The 615-nt window shown below is 77.1% G+C and carries 1 protein-coding gene; it reads left to right on the top strand.

Annotated features, from left to right (window positions below):
* Nucleotides 1-615, top strand: a 615-nt coding sequence (locus tag ACFW2E_RS42685; RefSeq protein WP_384476313.1) for a B12-binding domain-containing protein, incomplete at both ends; no start/stop codon positions are given.

Here is a 615-nt window from a genome sequence, read left to right as displayed (position 1 = left end):
GGCGGCTCCGGAGTCGTACGTCGCCAGCCCCGGGCCCGCCCGTGTTGCCGAAGACGCGGCCCCGCGCGGCGGGGCGGCCGGCACGCTGCCCCTCGGCGACGTGCGCCAGGAGTGCCGGGGGCTGGCCCGCGCCGCCGTGCGCCTCGACGCGTCGGCCGTCGAGGAACAACTGGCCGCCGCCGTGGCCGAACACGGCCTCGCCGTCGCCTGGCAGGAGGTGATGGTGCCCACCCTGCACGCCGTGGGACGCAGGTGGGCCTCGTCGGGGGACCGTTACGTCGAGGTGGAGCACCTGCTGTCGTGGCACGTCTCCACCGTGCTGCGGCGGCACACCCGGCAGCCCGTGCCGTCGGCCGACGCCCCGGCAGCCGGTCCGGTGATCCTGGCCTGCGTGCCCGGCGAACAGCACACCCTGCCGCTGGAGGCGCTCAACGCCGGACTGAGCGAACTCGGCCTGCCCACGAGGATGTTCGGCGCCGCCGTGCCCGCCGAGGCCCTCGCGGCGGCGGTACGGCGGCTCGGACCGGCCGCGGTGGTCCTGTGGGCGCAGGCACGATCGACGGCGAGCCTGCCGCTGGCCCAGCACGTGGCCGCCACCGAGTGGGGAGTGAAGGG

Origin of the sequence: Streptomyces sp. NPDC058964, assembly GCF_042741275.1 — a bacterium.
GTDB lineage: Bacteria > Actinomycetota > Actinomycetes > Streptomycetales > Streptomycetaceae > Streptomyces.
The sequence above is the reverse complement of the archived record's forward strand: the minus strand, read 5'-3'. Positions and strand labels throughout refer to the sequence as shown.